The sequence below is a fragment of the Vibrio cionasavignyae genome (assembly GCF_050337155.1).
Lineage (GTDB): Bacteria > Pseudomonadota > Gammaproteobacteria > Enterobacterales > Vibrionaceae > Vibrio > Vibrio nomapromontoriensis.
Genome location: NZ_JAKJSR010000018.1, coordinates 105,722 through 123,768, shown reverse-complemented (window position 1 = coordinate 123,768; position 18,047 = coordinate 105,722). Strand labels below are relative to the sequence as shown.

Annotated in this window: 17 protein-coding genes; 9 read left to right on the top strand and 8 right to left on the bottom strand. The window is 44.1% G+C overall.

Translation table 11 applies throughout. The features are described from left to right. Window positions 1–3 precede the first annotated feature (3 nt). Complete coding sequence (locus L4D74_RS14825; RefSeq protein WP_428752909.1) at window positions 4–1,236, top strand: DUF1552 domain-containing protein; 1,233 nt, start codon at window positions 4–6, stop codon at window positions 1,234–1,236. Between the two features lie 156 nt (window positions 1,237–1,392). On the opposite strand, the gene L4D74_RS14820 is transcribed toward L4D74_RS14825, so the two are convergent. Together L4D74_RS14820 and L4D74_RS14815 are read right to left on the bottom strand one after the other, a co-directional pair. Continuing rightward, complete coding sequence (locus L4D74_RS14820; RefSeq protein WP_428752908.1) at window positions 1,393–1,992, bottom strand: thiol:disulfide interchange protein DsbA/DsbL; 600 nt, start codon at window positions 1,990–1,992, stop codon at window positions 1,393–1,395. A 64-nt stretch (window positions 1,993–2,056) separates the two neighbouring features. Next, the gene (locus L4D74_RS14815; protein WP_428752907.1) at window positions 2,057–2,359 is read right to left on the bottom strand and encodes a hypothetical protein; all 303 of its coding nucleotides are present in this window, start codon (window positions 2,357–2,359) and stop codon (window positions 2,057–2,059) included. A 337-nt stretch (window positions 2,360–2,696) separates the two neighbouring features. On the opposite strand from L4D74_RS14815, the gene L4D74_RS14810 reads away from it, so the two are divergent. Next, the gene (locus L4D74_RS14810; RefSeq protein WP_428752905.1) at window positions 2,697–3,206 is read left to right on the top strand and encodes a glycine zipper 2TM domain-containing protein; all 510 of its coding nucleotides are present in this window, start codon (window positions 2,697–2,699) and stop codon (window positions 3,204–3,206) included. Between the two features lie 78 nt (window positions 3,207–3,284). Here L4D74_RS14810 and L4D74_RS14805 read toward each other — a convergent pair whose 3' ends face one another. Further along, window positions 3,285–4,688 carry an APC family permease gene (locus L4D74_RS14805; protein WP_428752903.1) on the bottom strand — a complete coding sequence of 468 codons (1,404 nt, stop codon included), beginning with the start codon at window positions 4,686–4,688 and terminating at the stop codon, window positions 3,285–3,287. A gap of 325 nt (window positions 4,689–5,013) precedes the next feature. On the opposite strand from L4D74_RS14805, the gene L4D74_RS14800 reads away from it, so the two are divergent. Further along, window positions 5,014–5,673 (top strand): TetR/AcrR family transcriptional regulator, encoded by a 660-nt coding sequence (locus L4D74_RS14800; protein ID WP_428752901.1) that lies wholly within the window; start codon window positions 5,014–5,016, stop codon window positions 5,671–5,673. 100 nt (window positions 5,674–5,773) lie between these two features. Here the strand turns inward: L4D74_RS14800 and L4D74_RS14795 are convergent, their stop codons facing one another. Next, window positions 5,774–7,045: a RidA family protein gene (locus tag L4D74_RS14795; RefSeq protein ID WP_428752900.1), complete on the bottom strand. Its 1,272-nt coding sequence runs from the start codon at window positions 7,043–7,045 to the stop codon at window positions 5,774–5,776. A 145-nt stretch (window positions 7,046–7,190) separates the two neighbouring features. Then, window positions 7,191–8,237: an ornithine carbamoyltransferase gene (gene argF, locus L4D74_RS14790; protein ID WP_265675720.1), complete on the bottom strand. Its 1,047-nt coding sequence runs from the start codon at window positions 8,235–8,237 to the stop codon at window positions 7,191–7,193. 454 nt (window positions 8,238–8,691) lie between these two features. Here argF and arcC point away from each other — a divergent pair, with 454 nt between their 5' ends. From arcC to L4D74_RS14770, 4 genes are all read left to right on the top strand, one after another. Next, complete coding sequence (gene arcC, locus L4D74_RS14785; protein WP_428752898.1) at window positions 8,692–9,603, top strand: carbamate kinase; 912 nt, start codon at window positions 8,692–8,694, stop codon at window positions 9,601–9,603. Window positions 9,604–9,784: 181 nt separating this feature from the next. Then, entirely contained in the window at window positions 9,785–10,156 is a 372-nt protein-coding gene (locus L4D74_RS14780; RefSeq protein WP_428752896.1) for a GntR family transcriptional regulator, read from the top strand. Further along, on the top strand, window positions 10,153–11,010 hold the full coding sequence (locus L4D74_RS14775; protein WP_428752894.1) for an ABC transporter ATP-binding protein: 858 nt from the start codon (window positions 10,153–10,155) through the stop codon (window positions 11,008–11,010). Before L4D74_RS14780 ends, L4D74_RS14775 begins: the two co-directional genes overlap by 4 nt. Beyond that, window positions 11,010–11,840, top strand: a complete 831-nt coding sequence (locus L4D74_RS14770) for a hypothetical protein (protein WP_428752892.1) — start codon at window positions 11,010–11,012, stop codon at window positions 11,838–11,840. The genes L4D74_RS14775 and L4D74_RS14770 overlap by 1 nt, the downstream gene beginning before the upstream one ends. A 187-nt stretch (window positions 11,841–12,027) precedes the next feature. Here L4D74_RS14770 and L4D74_RS14765 read toward each other — a convergent pair whose 3' ends face one another. Further along, entirely contained in the window at window positions 12,028–12,363 is a 336-nt protein-coding gene (locus tag L4D74_RS14765; protein ID WP_428752891.1) for a S41 family peptidase, read from the bottom strand. A 158-nt stretch (window positions 12,364–12,521) separates the two neighbouring features. Here L4D74_RS14765 and L4D74_RS14760 point away from each other — a divergent pair, with 158 nt between their 5' ends. Continuing rightward, entirely contained in the window at window positions 12,522–13,148 is a 627-nt protein-coding gene (locus L4D74_RS14760; RefSeq protein ID WP_428752890.1) for a LysE family translocator, read from the top strand. Window positions 13,149–13,219: 71 nt separating this feature from the next. Here the strand turns inward: L4D74_RS14760 and L4D74_RS14755 are convergent, their stop codons facing one another. Then, on the bottom strand, window positions 13,220–13,882 hold the full coding sequence (locus tag L4D74_RS14755; RefSeq protein ID WP_428752889.1) for an NAD(P)H-binding protein: 663 nt from the start codon (window positions 13,880–13,882) through the stop codon (window positions 13,220–13,222). 189 nt (window positions 13,883–14,071) lie between these two features. Between L4D74_RS14755 and L4D74_RS14750 the strand changes: the two genes are divergently transcribed. Beyond that, window positions 14,072–14,983, top strand: a complete 912-nt coding sequence (locus tag L4D74_RS14750) for a LysR family transcriptional regulator (RefSeq protein WP_428752887.1) — start codon at window positions 14,072–14,074, stop codon at window positions 14,981–14,983. A gap of 62 nt (window positions 14,984–15,045) precedes the next feature. On the opposite strand, the gene L4D74_RS14745 is transcribed toward L4D74_RS14750, so the two are convergent. After that, window positions 15,046–17,895, bottom strand: a complete 2,850-nt coding sequence (locus L4D74_RS14745; RefSeq protein ID WP_428752885.1) for a hypothetical protein — start codon at window positions 17,893–17,895, stop codon at window positions 15,046–15,048. Window positions 17,896–18,047 lie beyond the last annotated feature (152 nt).

Here is an 18,047-nt window from a genome sequence, read left to right as displayed (position 1 = left end):
AACATGACAAATCATTTTAATCAATCGCGACGCAACTTATTGAAAACCAGTATAGCGGCTGGTGTCGGATTAGGGTTTTGCACTCTCCCAACCTTTGCAAAAAGTACCACAACAAACAATTCAGATACCAAGTTTATCTTTGTTAACTTTTCTGATGGTTATCCTAGAGGAAAATGGCATCCTAAACAAAGCTCAAATGGTCTAGAAATGAATGACTGCACCGCTGAGTTGGAGCAGTACAAAGACCATATCGTGTTCTTTTCGGGATGTAAAAGTACCGGAGGAACCGGACATGATGGCTATAAAGGGGTTTGGCAGGAAAATGTCGGTCAAGGCTCTATTGATTTTCACTTTGAGAACTACTTTTCCTCAGGAATGCCCAAAAGGGCTTTACGCCTCGGGGTAGATACGAACTATTGGGGCCATGGCGGATTTGTCACAAGCCGTAACTTAAATGGCGCTCTCATGCACAATGATGATCCTCAAGCCATCTTTAACGACTTATTTGGGGGAGACATATCGGAGGGCAACTCGATTGAGAGCAGAAAACTCGCGCTACTGTCCAAATCCATTCCAGATATTGAGCTTTTAGAGCAACAACTTGGCGGCTTAGAAGCAGCAAAAACGAATGCTTTCAGAACGACATCACAAGACGTAAACACCGAATTGAATAATGCTATTGGTAACGCAGGGAAAACCTGCAACACAAGTATATTTTCAAGTACCGCAGAAGGTCGTGACAGGCGAGCAGACCTACAGGTCGCCAATGCTGCCCTAGCGTTATCGTGTGAAAAAACACGCATTGTATCTTTACAACTCGGCACTTCAAATGACTCAAAGGTCGTCGAGAGCGTCAGTAGGACAGTACCCCATGATGCATCGCACTATAGTTCAGCAACGCTACCGATTTATATTCAACATCGCCGTTGGTACCTTAGCAAAGTGACGCGCTTGATAGAGCTATTAAAAACAATGCCAGATACTGGCGGCAGTACCTTATTTGATAACTCCATTATTATGGTTACATCAGAAATGGACGATGGCCAAGCGCACAGTTCATCCGATCTCCCGTTTGTCCTGATAGGGGGAAACAATACAAAGCTCGCCACGGAAAAAGGAGGACGATTAATGGAAAATGTTGGGCCAATAGGTCAAATTCTCGCCGCTTACAGTAAAGCGTATGGCGTCAGTATTCCCTATAAAAATGCCCCTCTAAGCGGCCTTTTTCATGGTTAGTTCTCCTCAACATAAATCATGAAACCAAGCCTATTAATAATAGTTTACCCCGGCGATTAACTAACGCATCCTCGGGGTCTGTTATAGGGCTCTCGCCTCAAATAAAAAACCAGAGTCAAAGCTCTGGTTTTCCTTATCAACGATGTGTAACCCCCATTAAAGGGTGAGCAAGTAATTCACTAGCTCATTGTATTCATCATAGCTTTTGATTCCAGACGGCTGAACAATGTACTTATTGTTTACCAACACGCCCGGTACGCCCGTCAATGTACTAGCCTCAAACTGCTTATCAAACTTCTTCTGCATTGAGTTAACCACAAAGCTGCTGTATGCCGAATCAAAGGCTTTCGCGTCAATACCATTATCTAAGAAGATTTGACGGAGCTGTTGCTCATTGTTCGGCCTCTTGTTCATCTCATGGATTTGGTTAAACATCGCGGGCACCATGGTTTTTTCCGCCTTGAGTGCCACCATCGTCGCGTACGATTTCGCCATTGGCACAGCCATGTCATTACCCATAAAGGCAACGTGTACCTTTTCAAACTTAACCCCTTCTGCAAGTGCGGGCTTTAAATTTTCAACCACGGCTTCAAATTTGTAACAGTGTGGACAATAGAACGAGAAAAACTCCGTCACTTTTGGCATCGTCGATTTATCAACATCCAAAACGGTGTAATGCGTCCCCTCTTCAAAGGTTGACGCTTGCACAGACACGCTCAGCATAAGCGCTGTAAATAAAGTAAATAGTGTTTTCATTGGGCATAATTCCAAAAATATTAATGATGTGCGAAAACTCGCAATAAATTGATATTAATAAAAATTAAGCAATAGGAGGGCGGAACAAGGTTTGAATGCGAGCAATGGCCTTTTCTGCTTCATCCTTTGGCATAAGCGCTCGTGTTACTCGATGTTGATTTAGAAAAGTGACCGACTGACCACAGGGGACTTTAAGCAAACAAAACGAAGCGCAGCAATGAGATTGCGTGGCTGTTTCCAGTTTGTGTGAGTTCGTGGTAAATGAGATAGGGGTTTGGCTGAAGTTGAGAGCGCCCTGGTGCGACATCGCCTCATTCGCTTCATTGCTAACGGCAAAAAAACTCAATACCAGCAACATGACTGACATTAAGAGAGACCACCGGTAACTATTGCGACAACGACAAGAAAACATGCACACCAAACTACTTTTAAGACGCAAGCATCATACCTCAACAAAAATAGAAAAACTGGTTTGCTTTCACAGAAGATCAGTCGTGAACTCTTAAGATGATCAAATCACCTAGCGCCGGGGACTGTTTAGTCAATATAAAACGATAACCCTTTACCGTGTCGCCTTTTTACACAATGCTCATACTGCCCTGACTCTTCACCAGACACTGACACAGACTTCATTTGCTGCTGATTTATCTATCATTTTTATCCTTACCATACTGCCTATACAAAAACATAATTAGGAATTTTCCATGAAGATGAAAGCAGTGGTGCTAGCAGCAACAGGGATGCTTGTCCTTTCAGCCTGTAAAGAAGAAGCACCAACACACGCAACGGTCACGTTAGTTGAAGCGGTAACCAGCTCCGTAAAAACGCCGCGACAAGTTTGCAACGATGTCGTCGTAACGCGCCAAGCTGACATAAAAGATGAAGATAAACTGCTTGGTACGCTTGGTGGCGCCGCTGCAGGCGCAGCATTAGGTAACCAAGTCGGCGGAGGTTCTGGAAAAACTGTCGCCACTGCGGTTGGCACTGTAGCCGGAGCAATGACAGGTCGAAAGATTCAAGAAAACGCACAAAAAAATAGCACCGTAAGTACAACAGAACGACGTTGCCAAACGGAATATGTCACTTCGACTCAAATCTCTGGGTACGATGTCACGTATGACGTTGCAGGTAAAAAAACAACCGTTCACATGGACAAAAAGCCACAAACAAGTGTCTTCGCAATTGTGGCTGGGCAAGTTGTGCTCCCTCAATAGGCAGCAACTAATTAGTAGCAGACAGTCTGTCGCAAATTGAATCAAGCCAGAGCATTCGCTCTGGCTTGATTTTCTACGCTATGAATCACCCAATACGGGTTGTGAGTCTTGCTGCGGTTTCGTCGTTCTATAGATATACACCTCACCAAACAAGATCGCGATACCGATACCCGTTCCCACTTGCCAGAAATAGCTCCAATCAAATGGTGTACCCGGTACCCAGAAGAAAGTAATGATGCCACCTATCAACAAGCACATTGGCACAAAGCACATTAAACGAATTAACCAAGGTTTCCCTGCCACTTTATAGGGACGTGGCAGTGTCGCGTCGATTTTACGCAACTTAAGAAATGCCGGGAACATAACCACATAAGACAATAATAGAATGATAGCGCCAAGTGAAAATACGTTCCAAAATAGATCTTCGTTACCGCCAAATGTGGCAATCAGTGCATAAGCAATCATAGTGATCGTGGCGACAATACCATTCCAAATCGCGGCACCCTTCGGCGTACCCGACTGAGTTGTGGTAGCAAATACTTTCGGCATATCGTCATTTTTGGCCGCGTAAAGCGCCACATAGTTAACCCCCACTGACCAGTTGGTAATATTCGCGACCAAGGTAAACATAAAACAAATCGCCAAAATATTAATAACCACACCAGTAAAACCTTCAATACCAAATAAGATGACTAAGCTTTCATACAAGCCCGCCGACGCTGAAATTTGATCCAGAGGTAACGCAGCTTGTACGCCAAACGTGGCAAGCAGATAGAAAAAAGCAATCAATATACCGCCAAGTACCGTCGCTTTCGGAATGTCTTTTTTCGGGTTTTCCATGGAATCCGATGCCGCAGACACCACTTCAAAACCCAACAAGTTAAACAACATCACGGAAAGAATGGCAAAACCAACCTGAAATGATGGCGCAAACGCACTGGCACTAAAGTCATTCGCCACTTCACCGTTAAACGCCTGAATGAGCCCACCAATACCCAAAACGGACATAATAAGCACTTTCAAGATAGCGCCAAGAGAAGATATCCAATTAGCGTCGGCAACCGGTTTGGTGCTGATATAAGAGCACAACCAACTCATTGCAATGGAAACACCGGCTATCTGCCATGGTGAAAACTCCGTATTTAATACCTGCGCTAAAACAACCGCAAAGAGATAAAATACCGCAGGCACCCACAAGGCATAGTTGACCCAATAGAACCACGCCGTTCTTGCTCCCCAGTTACGACCAAATGCGCGTTTCACCCAATCGTAGATCCCACCTTCGGCTGGATACGTTGTCGCAAGCTCCGCGGTAATTAAGCCATAAGGTAAAAAGAACAAAATCAAAATGACCAACCACCAGAATATTCCCCCCGGCCCAGCCACTGCGGTCGCCGCAACGGTATCCACAACCAGTACGGTACATACCCCAAAAAGAACAATATCGACAAGCCCTAGTTTTTTCTTTGTTTTCTCTTCCATAATAGATTCTCCAATGGAACCAGCAAGGTAAGTAGTATTAATCGGCGTTATGTGTAGCCTTAAGACAATTAAACCAAGCCATAGCCACTATTACCGAGCTTGGAATCTGACATCGGTAATAGTGGCGCATTAACCCGGCAAATCGTGACCTTCATACCAGTATTAACAAGCCATGCATTTACTTTGAAAATGATTGATTCTAATCAATCATTGCAACATATATTGACGTAGTGTTTATCTTAATATTTGCCTTACATTGATGGGCTAAATATATTCTATCGGTCAAATTCAACTCCCTTCATCCAACGGCAGTAGGATATTAACAATGACATCAATAACAAAAACAGAAAAAATTAAGAAAATAAAAGAAGCCACATTTCAAATAATTGAACGCAGTGATATTAATAACATTTCTATTTATGATATTGCCAGACATGCCAAAATAGCCACTTCAACGGTATATCACCATTATCCTAATATAGAAGCATTACTTCTATGTATTGCTGATGATGTATTTCGTGACTTTGACCACATGCTCGCTAACATTGAGAAAACGCCATTTTTTGATAACTGGCAAGCTATTACATGGCGTATTGAAAGTGCTTATTTTCAATACTACCAAAATAATCCAGTCGCGACGAAGCTCGTGCTTGGACAACATAAATTTTATGACCTAAGAAAGGCCGACTTTGAACATGACCAAGCGCTGGGTGAACGTATTCGTAATCTTTACCAACAGCATTTTGTACTGCCAGCTTTACCTAATAACTACAATATTTTTGCGATAGCACTTCAGGCGGCTGATAAGGTTTACAGCACATTTTATAACGCAACGGGAAGAAACCAGATCAGCTCGGAAGCAGGAAAAGAAGGGTACAGACTAGCGCTTGCTTATCTCTCCGTTTACTTGCCACAGTATCTACAGCGTATTGAGCCAACAAGTGAGCGGCCAGCCGAACCTCATCATCTTAGCCAGCTTGTTTAGAGGCAAATAGCCAAGGTGTTGAAATTAGATTTAAAGACTAAGGTCAGATCAAATGGGGCACATGTTAATGTGCCCCATTTAGTCATATTCACTATATGACTTACTGAGATTTCGTCGGTGACGTTCCCTCAGCATTAGACACAATGGCATCCATTTGTATTACCGCATCCTTGGGTAGACTAGACACGCCAATTACCGTCACTGCAGGCAATGTGTTATCAAAGTAGCTTGGTAACACGTCGTTAAATGCCGCTAAATCTTCCATGTTATTGAGCTGAACGTTGAGCTTCACCACGTCATCAATAACATGACCAACACTCTCTACAATGGACTTAATATTGTTCAGGCACTGCATGGCTTGCTCTTTCACTCCAAAGGCCACAATCGCCCCTACCGACGGGTCTATAGGAAGTTGAGCGGAAAGGTTATTGTAGTGAGAAAAAGCCACACTTTGCGACGACAAAGCACTAACAGGTGCTTTGTTAGTATTGTGAGCTCTAATCACAATACCATGGCGATCTTCAACCACTTGCGGCGGAGTCCCATCACCATGAGAAACGGTAGCATCGACTTGCACCAAGGCATTCATGGGCAACCCCTCTGCCACTATCACCGAACGCGCAGGCATATAATTCACCGCTCTTGCGATCGATGAGTCAGGAAAGAACCTGGTATACACCTCATCAAAGGCATCCAAGTCCGCAAGGTTTTTTAGATGAACGTTTATTTTTACAACATCATCAACAGGCACCTCTATACCTTCCAATATGGCTTTAATGTTCTTTAAACATTGTTGCGTTTGCTCTCGCACTCCTCCCGCAATCACATTACCTGTTGTCGCCTCAATCGGTAGCTGTGCTGACACGTGACTGTAATGAGAGAAAGCAACGCTTTGTGTAGACAATGACGTCACTGGCGCATTTGGTGTATTTCTTGCCAATTTTACTAAGTCACACGCTTCTTGCGGATAGGTTCCCTCACCATTGGAAATAACGGCGTCCATTTGTACTAACGCCCCTTCTAAAGGCAATGCGGCGACAGCGAGAGAAGTATGAGTAGGAACATACATATTGAAAAATCCGCAATAGACTTCATTCACTTTATCTAAATCGGAAATATTTTTCAGATAGACATTGATTCTCACCACGTCGCTCATGGTGTGGTCGATACTGTTAACAATCGTTTTAATATTACTCAAGCACTGTTTGGCCTGCTCTTCGACACCGCCAAAAACCAGCGTATTAGTGTTTGGATCGATCGGCAATTGGGCAGAAATATTATTATAATGGGAAAAAGCAACGGATTGAGAAGAGTGAACATTCAATGGAGCCTTTTCAGTATTTCTTGAAATCTTAATGATACTAGTTGTCATCGCATTCTATCTCCAAATTAATGCGTGAATATCCAGTTCAATACATGAATATTATGAAGTTGAGTAATCGTAGGCAAAAGAGAGCCAAACCAGCTAAAGGAAGATAAACTGGTTTGGCTTTAGCTAAATATCGCCAATAAATTGATTACAAGGTTTTAAGGAATCCAGTAATTTTATCTTCATGATATTTAATGGTTTGTTGTGTAGGAATGACTTCATCTTTGTGGGTAAAGTATACTAGAATTGCCATTTGAGCCGTGAGACGGTTTTCTGATTCATCAAACGCCACACAATATTCACTTTCTAATGCGCCACGTGTAATTTCTTCTTTGTCATTAGCGGGCAGACAGTGAAGTAACATTGCTCCCGGACGGGCTTTCGCCATCAACTCTTCTGAAATCACGTAATCAGGCATGAAAGCGGCAAGGCGCTCTTCTTTCTCATCCATTTGCGTAGACCAGTAGAAGCTGTCTCCGTAAACCACGTCACAATCGGCCACGCGTTCTACATCATCGGTAATTTCAATGGTGCCGCCAGACTCTTCACAGAAATTCAGCGCCATTTCCACCCATTCTTGCTGCATCTGATATTTTTTCGGACCAATTTGCTTAAAGCCCATACCATATTTGGCACACGTCAACATTAGGGAGCGACATACGTCAGTCGCATCACCCATAAAGGCCAGCGTTAAGTCAGACAGTTTACGGCCATCGGTAATATGCTCTTTAATGGTAAACAAGTCGGCGAGCATTTGCGTTGGGTGGAAACGAGTATCTAGGCCGTTAATAACCGGTACGGTCGACATTTCAAGTAAACCATCTAATGTTTCCGGGCTATTGGTACGTGCCATAATGATGTCACACATGCGAGAAAGTACACGTGAGGTATCATCAATTGACTCTTTGCCCCCTAAGTGAATATCTTTTGGTGATAGGAATAAGCCATGACCGCCCAATAACGTCGCAGCAACTTCAAACGACACACGCGTCCGTGTTGACCCAGCTTCAAAGATCATCCCAACTGATTTTCCTTTAAATAGCTGTGGTACTGCGTTGTCTTTACGCGCTTGTTTTAGATACGCCATCAGCTCCATCATGTTATCCATCTCTTCGACAGAGAAGTCTTTCATTGACACCATGTGCTGTAAGTTTGCTTTTTTGAGTTCAGTAGCGCTAGAAGTCGGTAATTTCATAACATGTCCCTCATTTCAGAATTTAATTCACTTTATATTCATAAAGTTATGGGTAATTAGTTTTAGTCCGTTATCTGGTACGGGATTTATTTAACGGTAAATACACACTTAAAACTGCGATGAGAATTTGGTATCGGTTTTGAAGCAACAAATGATGGATAAAAATAATATGGACACGACAGATCTGCACTAAACAGGGGGAGAAAACCCTATTATTGATTTTAATCAAGTTAACTCGCTATTATTTATCCCTTATAAAACCTGCAATTAGAATCACATATCGGTCACCAGTTTCGATTATTATCCCACTCTGTGATCGGTGCGTAACAAAACTATCTAAAATCCAAATAAAAACCGAATTGTGATTTTTATCTCCAACCATAAATAAGCATTTCAATACACTAAATTCACTTTGTTAGCCGTTCGGTTAATTCCGTCACTTGGAGAGTTAAACATGTCAAAACCTATTATTGTTGTCGCGGTTGGTGGCAATGCTTTATTACAACGTGGTGAAGTAATGAGCTGTCAAAACCAACAGAAAAGTATTGCTCAAACGGCACGTTCACTGGCAGAGCTAAGTAAAGATTACCGCTTAGTCATTGTTCATGGTAACGGCCCGCAAGTTGGTCTACTTTCACTGCAAAATGACGCTTACAAAGAGTGCCCTGCATATCCATTTGACGTCTTAGGGGCAGAGACGCAAGGCATGATTGGCTACCTATTCCAACAAGGTCTAAATGCGGCCATTAACGATCGTTATACCACCACAATTCTGACTCGAATTGTGGTGGATGAAAATGACCCAGCCATTGCTAATCCGAGCAAATTTATCGGCCCTATCTATAACGAGGAACAAGCAAAATCCCTAGCCGAACAAAACAATTGGGTAGTCAAACCCGATGGCGCACATTGGCGTCGTGTGGTCCCGTCCCCAGCACCAAAAGAAGTATTAGAAATCAAAGCGATTAAAGATCTTCTTGATAAAGAACACCTCGTCATTTGTGGCGGCGGCGGCGGCGCACCTGTAATTGAAAAAGACGGCGCTTATGTGGGTTTTGAAGCGGTGATTGATAAAGACATGACAGCGGCATTAATTGCAGAAGAACTTGGCGCAGAACATTTGCTGATCCTCACCGACGGCACTCACGTCTGTTTAGATTGGGGCACACCGCAAGAAGAGAAAATCGAGCGCATTGCCGTTGCTAAAATGAAGCAATATACCTTCCCGGCTGGCTCTATGGGGCCAAAAGTGGATGCCTGCTGTCAGTTTGTTGAGAATACTGGCCATAAGAGCTACATCGGTGATTTAGCCTATGCCTCTGAAATCATGCAAAGAACGTCCGGTACCGTTATAGAAGCGGTTTAACCCTCCGTAAACCCACATCATTACCTTACCCGCTCCTCCTTTTGCAAAGGCGGAGCGGGCTTGCTTTACTCTCTGAACAACAAAAATACAAACCAAACTCTCATCATAAAATAATACCTTCCCATCCAACCACCATGGTGATATACCTATATATAACACCAAAACAGCCAAGGAAACCTATATGACGCATTGGCATGATCGCCAGCCGATATTTCGGCAGTTGGCTGATCGAATCACTCAGCAAATCCTGCAAGGAATTTGGCAAGAGGGTCAAGCCTTGCCTTCGGTACGAAGCGTCTCTGCGGATATGAAAATCAATCACCTTACCGTCATGAAAGGCTATCAATTACTCGTTGACGATGGACTGGTTGAAAAGAAGCGTGGTCAGGGCATGTTTGTGACTCACGGAGCAAAACTAAAATTGTTGGCCGACGAAAAAGCGCGCTTTCTTCAACAACAAATCCCGCAAATCGCCGCCACGTTACAACATCTGGATATGTCACTGTCAGAGTTTATCCAGCAACTAAAACCACATCTTGAAGGTGACCAATGAACGCACTTGTTAGCGTCAAGCACGTATCTAAGCAATATCATAGAAATGGTGAAGCCTTACATGACATTAGCTTTGAATTACATGCAGGCCAAGTCCTTGGTCTGCTCGGACATAATGGTGCAGGAAAGTCCACTTTGATTAATGCGTTGCTCGGCGCGCACCAATACCAAGGCAGTATTCGCATCAATGGCTTTGAGCCCGTCACGCAACGCGATCAAATCATGCACAGCTTGTCTTATATCTCAGATGTCAATGTGCTGCCCGGCTGGATGACTGTCGCCCAGCTTCTCAGCTATACAGAAGGCGTTCACCCGAGCTTTAACCGCAGCAAAGCAGACCAAGTCCTTAACCAAACCGATATTAAACTCCGAGCACGCATCAAAACCCTCTCGAAAGGGATGAAGGTGCAATTACACCTAGCAATTGTCATCGCCACCAATACGCAAATATTAATTTTAGATGAACCTACCCTTGGGCTGGATCTCGTCTACCGAGACACATTCTACCGCCACCTATTAGAGTGGTTTCACGATGGTAAGCGAGCGCTAATCATTGCCAGTCATGAGGTAGCGGAGATCGAGCATCTACTCACGGACCTGCTGATTCTTAAGCATGGTCGCCCAGTACTGCAAACCTCAATGGATAGTATTGGCGACGATTACTTTATTCTTGATGCTAGCGATGAACATAAAGACCACATTGCAACCATGAACCCGCTCTCTTCTCAAAAAGGGCTAGGCACGACTAAGTGGCTGCTTTCATCTCAATATGCCGCACAGGCAAAAGCGCTTGGGGATGTGTATGGCGTGAAGTTAGCGGATCTGTTTTTAGCGTTACAGAAGGAGAAAGCATAATGCGTTCGACTATTGCCATGTTACGTAAAGAGTGGCTGGAAAACCCACTGGTTACGCGTGTTCCTTTATTCATGTTTGCCTGCGGACTGCTACTTTTTGTGACTTTGATGAGCAGCACTACCCTACAGCATAATATGTTTTACGAAATGAGCTTTAGCGGCGATGTCAGTGATATTCACAGAGAAATGGGTGACAACGTCAATATGCTGGTAGCGGGGGGCGTGGGGCTGCTGTCCATTTTACTTGGCACCCAATATTTCCCAAGAACACTTCGTAAAGAACGTGTTGAGGGCAGCCTGATGTTTTGGCGCAGTATGCCCATTAGCGATGTAAAAACGCACTTAGTTAAACTTGTATTTGGTTTATTAGTGATTCCTTTGGTGTGCTCTATATTGGTCTTTTTTGCCGACCTGATGCTGTGGATGCTCAATGCCTCAACTGACCACCAGCTGGCGCTGCTCTATCGTCATGCATCTCTCGTGGACGTGGTGTTCAACTGGTTTTCATTTTGTTTAAGAATGGTAATAGCAGGCGTTCTTCTATTACCCTTCGCACTGACAGCAATGGCTATTTCTCAGAAAGTGAATTCCCCGCTCTTAGTGTTATTAATTGCCATTTATGCGCTACGCTGGATGCCAATCGCACTATTTGGTTATTACGGTGTCGACCAGTTCTTTTCCGACATATTCTATTTACCGCTGCACGCTATTCTTGCCGCTAATCCACTGAGTGCCATACCAGAAGCAGGGTGGTCTCACATCGCGATTTATATGGTCATTGGTGTGTTGGCTTGGATGACGAGCCTTAGATTCAGCCGAACCGTGAGTTAGATAGTGGAGTAAAAGCAGAACATCCCCCCGTCAACAATCCGTGTCAACGGGGGGATAGCAGGGATGCTGGTTATTTCATGGGGGAGAAATACATCCCTCAAATTAACTATATGCTTAGAGAGTTTAGTCGTCTGTAGGAAGACGCTCTCTTAATCCAAGATTATTCCCACGCCGCTACACATTAAGCCTAGCAATCCGTGCTATTTAATGGTGAATCCTCATTTTGTAAATTACGTGTCATCAATTCGACTGCTGTTTCAAGAACGTAGTCCACACCATCAATCAGATGCTGGTACGTCGGCGAAACGAGAATATCAGGTTTAATCCCTGTGCCGACAAAATCTCGTCCATCAGCATAAGTATCTCGCTTTGTGCACACTCTAAAACAACCGCCACCGGGTAAGTTGCGAAATAACGGCTGTCCTGTACTACCATAAGTGTATTCACCAATCGTCGTCATCGTATCTAGCGCCTGAGCGTACACTAAAAAGTCTTCCGCAGCCGAGACAGTCCCACTACTCACTTTGCACTGCGTACCCTGCTAGTCATTCCGGAAACCCACACATAGTATGATGCCATGCGCTAGCTCAACCGCTATATTGATCACGAACTTCACCCTAAACAACACTCTACTAGTAAAAGATTGCTACACTTGAACTTCTATTTCATCAAGAGTTGACTATGGCTGACCTACTCTCTTTTAGTTTAATTATTATACTGTTGGTGATGTCTCCAGGCCCCAACGGGGTACTGATTCTAAGATCCACCTCTCTGTTTGGAAAAAGGTCCGCACTCTATAATATTGTTGGCTTTATTCTAGCCATGTTTATTCAGGCCAGTTTAGGGATATTTGGCATTTCAGCGCTATTGCTAGGATCTCCTTATTTTTTCAACATATTAAAATACATTGGTTCAGGCTACTTTTTATACATAGGGATAAAAATGCTCGTCGGCTCCTTTAGTGCGAAGGCGTCAGCGAGTGTACCCGGCTTGAAACACTACGCCGCTCCCAAAGCATATAAATCCGTTCTCGAGGGCTTTCTCACTCAATTTTCAAACCCCAAAGGTATACTGTTTTATTTGGCAGCCTTTCCTCAGTTTGTCGACTTTGATAACTTCCAATATGTCGATGCCTATCTATTAGTGGCGATTCACGGTCTTGTGCTATTAACTTGGTTTTATTTTGTCGCGCTGGTTATCTTGAAAATGAAGGGCAGTACGCAACATTCCTCCGCAGGCTTTTGGGTAAACCGAATCGCCGGTGTGGTGATGATTTACTTTGGTTGTGTGTTGTTTTTTAGCCAATAGCCTTGGTGTTATCGCCATAGGGCGGTCGCGTATTTCCACACTCTATCTCCAAGCCTCTATTTTCCGCCACATTATGTCCAACCAATCATTTCCGTCCTCACTGCAAACTTATTCGGACGATCTAAGGCTTGTAACATCCAATGCGCCACATCCCTTTTTGAAATTTGATCGCCAAGGTTGAATTTATCGACGATCCCAACCGCGCGTTGACTATTTTTATCGACTAATCCTACTGGCCGAATTGAAAGCGTATCGAGCCCACTTTGCGCAAAGGTATCTTCCATGTGAGAAAAGTCAGCAAACGTTTTCCGAACATTACTACTGCGAATCAGCAGCTTCAGCGCAACACTCATTTGAGATTCACTCTCCGCCACACCTGCCGCACTGATAGCCACCACTCGTTCAACGCTCTGCGCCTTCATCGCGCTCACCAAGTTCTGCGCAACCTGTGTCATGAGATCTGGCGGGGACGCCAACGCAGACCATGGGTTATTCGGTTTAACGCGCATAATTCCAAGCGCAGAGACCACTGCGTCTTGGCCTTTCAACGCCTGTGTTAGCACATTCGTATCAAGCACGTCTCCCACAATAACCTCAACCCCTTGCGGAGCCACGTAACGACTAGAAGCACGAATCAGCATGGTGACGTTATACCCCTGTTCCACCGCCAACTTTACCAACCACTGCCCAACGCCACCCGAACCGCCTAAAACAAGCAAATTTTTCTTAGTCATATATCACCTCTCTCTAGAAATACTCTACCTAGCGTCAGTAGGGCGTATTCACCGTACGTTCCGCTCTATTTGTTAAAATAGTAACGACACTTCCACGATTGAAACAGAGGTCTTTATAGAAATCAGTTTTGTCATTTTGACAATAAACAGGTAGTTTAATTGGAAAATAGAGCATTAATTAGGTCGATTATGGATAAATTAAGAGCGTTGCGTTACTTCAAACGGGTTGTTGAATTAAGAAGCTTTAGTAAAGTCGCCGCCGAAGTTGATGTCCCACCTTCATCTATTTCTCGTCGAATTAAAGATCTAGAAAATGAGCTAGGGATAGAGCTCATTCAAAGAACAACTCGCCAAGTAAAAGCCACTGAATTAGGCACCCTTTATTACCAACAAATAGTGCCCGGTATGAAACAATTGGACGATGCCGATGAGCTAATATCACAACGAAAAGAAGCCATGGTTGGAAGGCTTAGGATAAGTGTCTCGACAAGCTTTGGCGAACGCGTTCTCCTGCCTACGTTACATAAATTTAGGCAACAATATCCCAACATCACATTAGACATTGATTTCTCCGACAAGGTAGTCAACTTTACGACTGATCCGGTTGATATTGCGATTCGAGCCGGCCAACTAACTCAAGATCGCATTGTTGCCAAACCTTTGTCGAGTTCAGCATTTAAGCTCGTCGCCACTCCGAAGCTAGCAACAAAATTAATGCTGTCCTACGGGAAAAATGAATTATCGGTCGACGACCTTCAGACAATCCCCACACTTCAGTACCAACGCAATAAAGAAATATTACCTTGGTGGGCATACCAAAATGAGAAATGGACTCAATTAACGCTAGTGCCAGCTTTTAGCTGTAACAATGGTGAAGCCCTAATGCATGCCACCTTAGCGGGTGAGGGTATTGCGCTGTTTCCAGAATGGTGGGTTCGTCCCTATTTAAGGGATGGTTCACTGGTCGAAGTGCCGACATGCCATCCAATATCCAATGGGCAAACCAGCAATTTAGACATCTTTATCGTTTACCAAAGTGCTAAGTACCAAATCCCAAAAATTAGAACATGCATTGATTTCATTTTAGACAATGTCGACTAAAGGCACTGGGCATCGGAGAAGAAAGCACAGTGGCTCTTTTCTCCGATGGTACTCTCATCACTCTATGGTTTGGTCGTAAATGACCAAATAGGACCCTCAATAGTTTGTTCGCCTTGAACAATATCAACACGCCAATAATAGGTCTTGCTAGCAATTAAACCATTCATTCTATATTCTGCATCAATTGCTGATACCGTCGTTAAGGATGTGGGTGTCGCGCCAAAAAGTACCCTGACATCTGAGCTTAAAGCTTGCACATTGAATCGTAAATAGGGATTTAATGACACACCTTCAGAGCCATTAAATGGCACGGGATTACTCGGCTTCAACCCTTGATGTCCAGGTAACCAATAAAGCGGGTCATTTCGCTCATAAGCGCCAATATCCGGGGCGTTACCGATATACTCTAGTGTCGTAAAGCGAGTATTACTTGAGCCTGTGTCAACGATAGGGCTGCTTTGAATAGGCCTAAAGTCTCCCCATAACGCGCCTTCAAGGTGAGCTAAAACATCACCCGACGTCGCGGTTAAGTTCGAACCCGTGATGCCAGGGACTGTAAGCTGCTCTGCTGTACCGGACTTTCTCCCCACTAAGCTCCCCACTAAATTATTCATCGTTTCCGAATTGTGGTTGATGCCACCGGCACTTTCTTTATTAAAGATAATCAGGTCAACCGCTTGGTTATTAAACGCTAAGTTATTGTAAGTGCCTTGATAGTCACCTTTAATAATTGAGAAATTAGTATCCCAAATGACATTGTGGTGCACAACACCATCCCGCCCTGTTTTCGCAGCGCCTTCTACGCCATCAAAACGAATTCCGGCTTTTGGCGTACTATGAACCCAGTTATAGGCAATTTCAGTCCCTGCTTGCTCATCAATACCCACGTTAATCGCCGCACCATCATGTTGTAATAAGCTGGTATTGTAGACATGATTCCCCGTCACCTTCGACTCAGCTCCAACCCTGACACCTTCAGAGTTGCCTGCGGTATGGAAGGTATTATTGCTAAAGGTAATATCCCGACTCTGCTGAGCCATGTTGATTGAACCTTCCCCACCCGTTCCTAAGTTTGAATAATCAATATCGTGGATTAGGTTATTATCAATCACATCGCCTTGCTCTTTGATCATTTCCATTGCAGGGCCGTCTGTGTAAGCAAAGTAGCTATTTACAATACGATTGTGGGTGCGAGTAATCGCTGAATTGTTATTGATAAATTTGATGGTGTCTGGACGTGTCAAATTACCCAGCATTCGCTGCGAATAGGCATAATGCGTTGCGTCAACATCGTCAAAGGTAATGTTGTGTGAGTTGATCACGGTAAAAGCGGTGGCGAAGAAGTCCATATCCTTAACCACAATATAACTAGAGTTACGAACGGTTAATCCATAGGTTTGGGTTTTCCCTCGAATAACCAGTTGATTTGGATCCTGATTATCAGGCGCCCACAAATATAGGGTTTTACTGTTACGATCAAAAAACCATTCATTGGGGCTATCGAGCAGCGCTAACTTGCCTTCTAAATAGTAATGACCCTCTTCATATTTCACACTTTTGTTTTGCCAAAATGACGCGTTACTTAAAATACTGGCCGCATTTTTCATCGCCGTACCAGAGCCAGAAAAATCGCTACTATAGGTAAATTTGTTGCTACCCGGTGTATGCTCCGACACCACTTGCGCCCAGTTTAACCAAGATCCAATGTTAAGTATGGCAATCGCGCCTGTTGCATCAATCCCTGAGTCTGCAAGTGACTGCTCATTTACTCCTGCGGGTAAATGAACGTATTCGTTACCTGCAGTTTTAACTGAAATACTTTCGTATGGACGTTCATCAATCATCACACCAAGTTGACTTTGCGGCGCTTGATGACGCCACGTTGCTTTCATGTTCCACAAAGAGCCATCATTAATCTGAGCATTCGGCCACCGTGCTGGCATCACAACCTGATCGTCAATAAACAGTTGCCAAATATCTTGAGTCAATTGAGTCTTATAAATCTGCCCACTATGAATCGACCAAGGTTGTTTGATCTCAACACTACCGTCAAATATTGCGCCATTGCCTCTAATAGTAATAGGCTGACTTGCCGTGGCATTAATTTTATCGACAACTTGATCTTGTTGATAACGACCCGCAAGCATCTCGATGGTTTGCCCAGCTGATGCCTGAGTTAACGCCTTTTTAAGACTTAAAAAAGGGGCGGTGAAAGAACCGTTATTGCTGTCGTTACCCGTTGGACTTACGTAGAAGTTCGCAGTGACATCTGGACACAACTCAGCACTATCAACCGTAGATCCATCGGGGCACTCCACAACCGGAGGCGAGACAGGGCACTCATTTACACTGTTAACTACTGAACCATCAGGGCAGGTAATCGGCTCTTCAGGCGACGTTGTTGGGCACTCGACCGTTTGCCAAAACCAAGAACTGTTGGAAGGTGTCTCCCAAATTCCCGGACTGTTTTTTGCCTCATAGCAGCTATCGAGATAAAGCACGATATCGCCATCAACAACCGGTGTCTTCCCTTCAATCCAAGGTTGAGCGTTCGTGTCTGTTGTAGGAGGAAGAACCACACACACACCATCAACAAGCTGTTGGTTCTCGGTGCAGATCGGTGGCTCAGGTGGCGCGACACACTCGTTATTAATAAGCTCTGTGCCGTCAGGGCAGATTGGAGGAGTAATGGGTGATGAACAGGCCACTGAGCTCCAAAACCAGGTAGATTGTTTAGAAGGGGTTTCCCAAGGTCCAGGGCTGTTTTGCGCTTGATAGCACTCGCCTTGATAACTGACCACATCGCCATTGTTGACTTGAGTCTCTCCCCCAATCCACTCTATATCAGCCGACACCGCATACCCACTTGCTAGCATCATTAGCAGTGCTGAAAGCCGCATTCCATTCTTCATAATGTTCCCTATTCTGAAGTGTTGATGATTCACGATATTAATGACTTGCCATCACGTTAGCTGACCATTTATTGAGCAATGACCAAAGTCGTAGAGAATGCGACGCACTTCTAAGCAAAACATAAGAGGTTGTGATCTTAACTCCACAACAC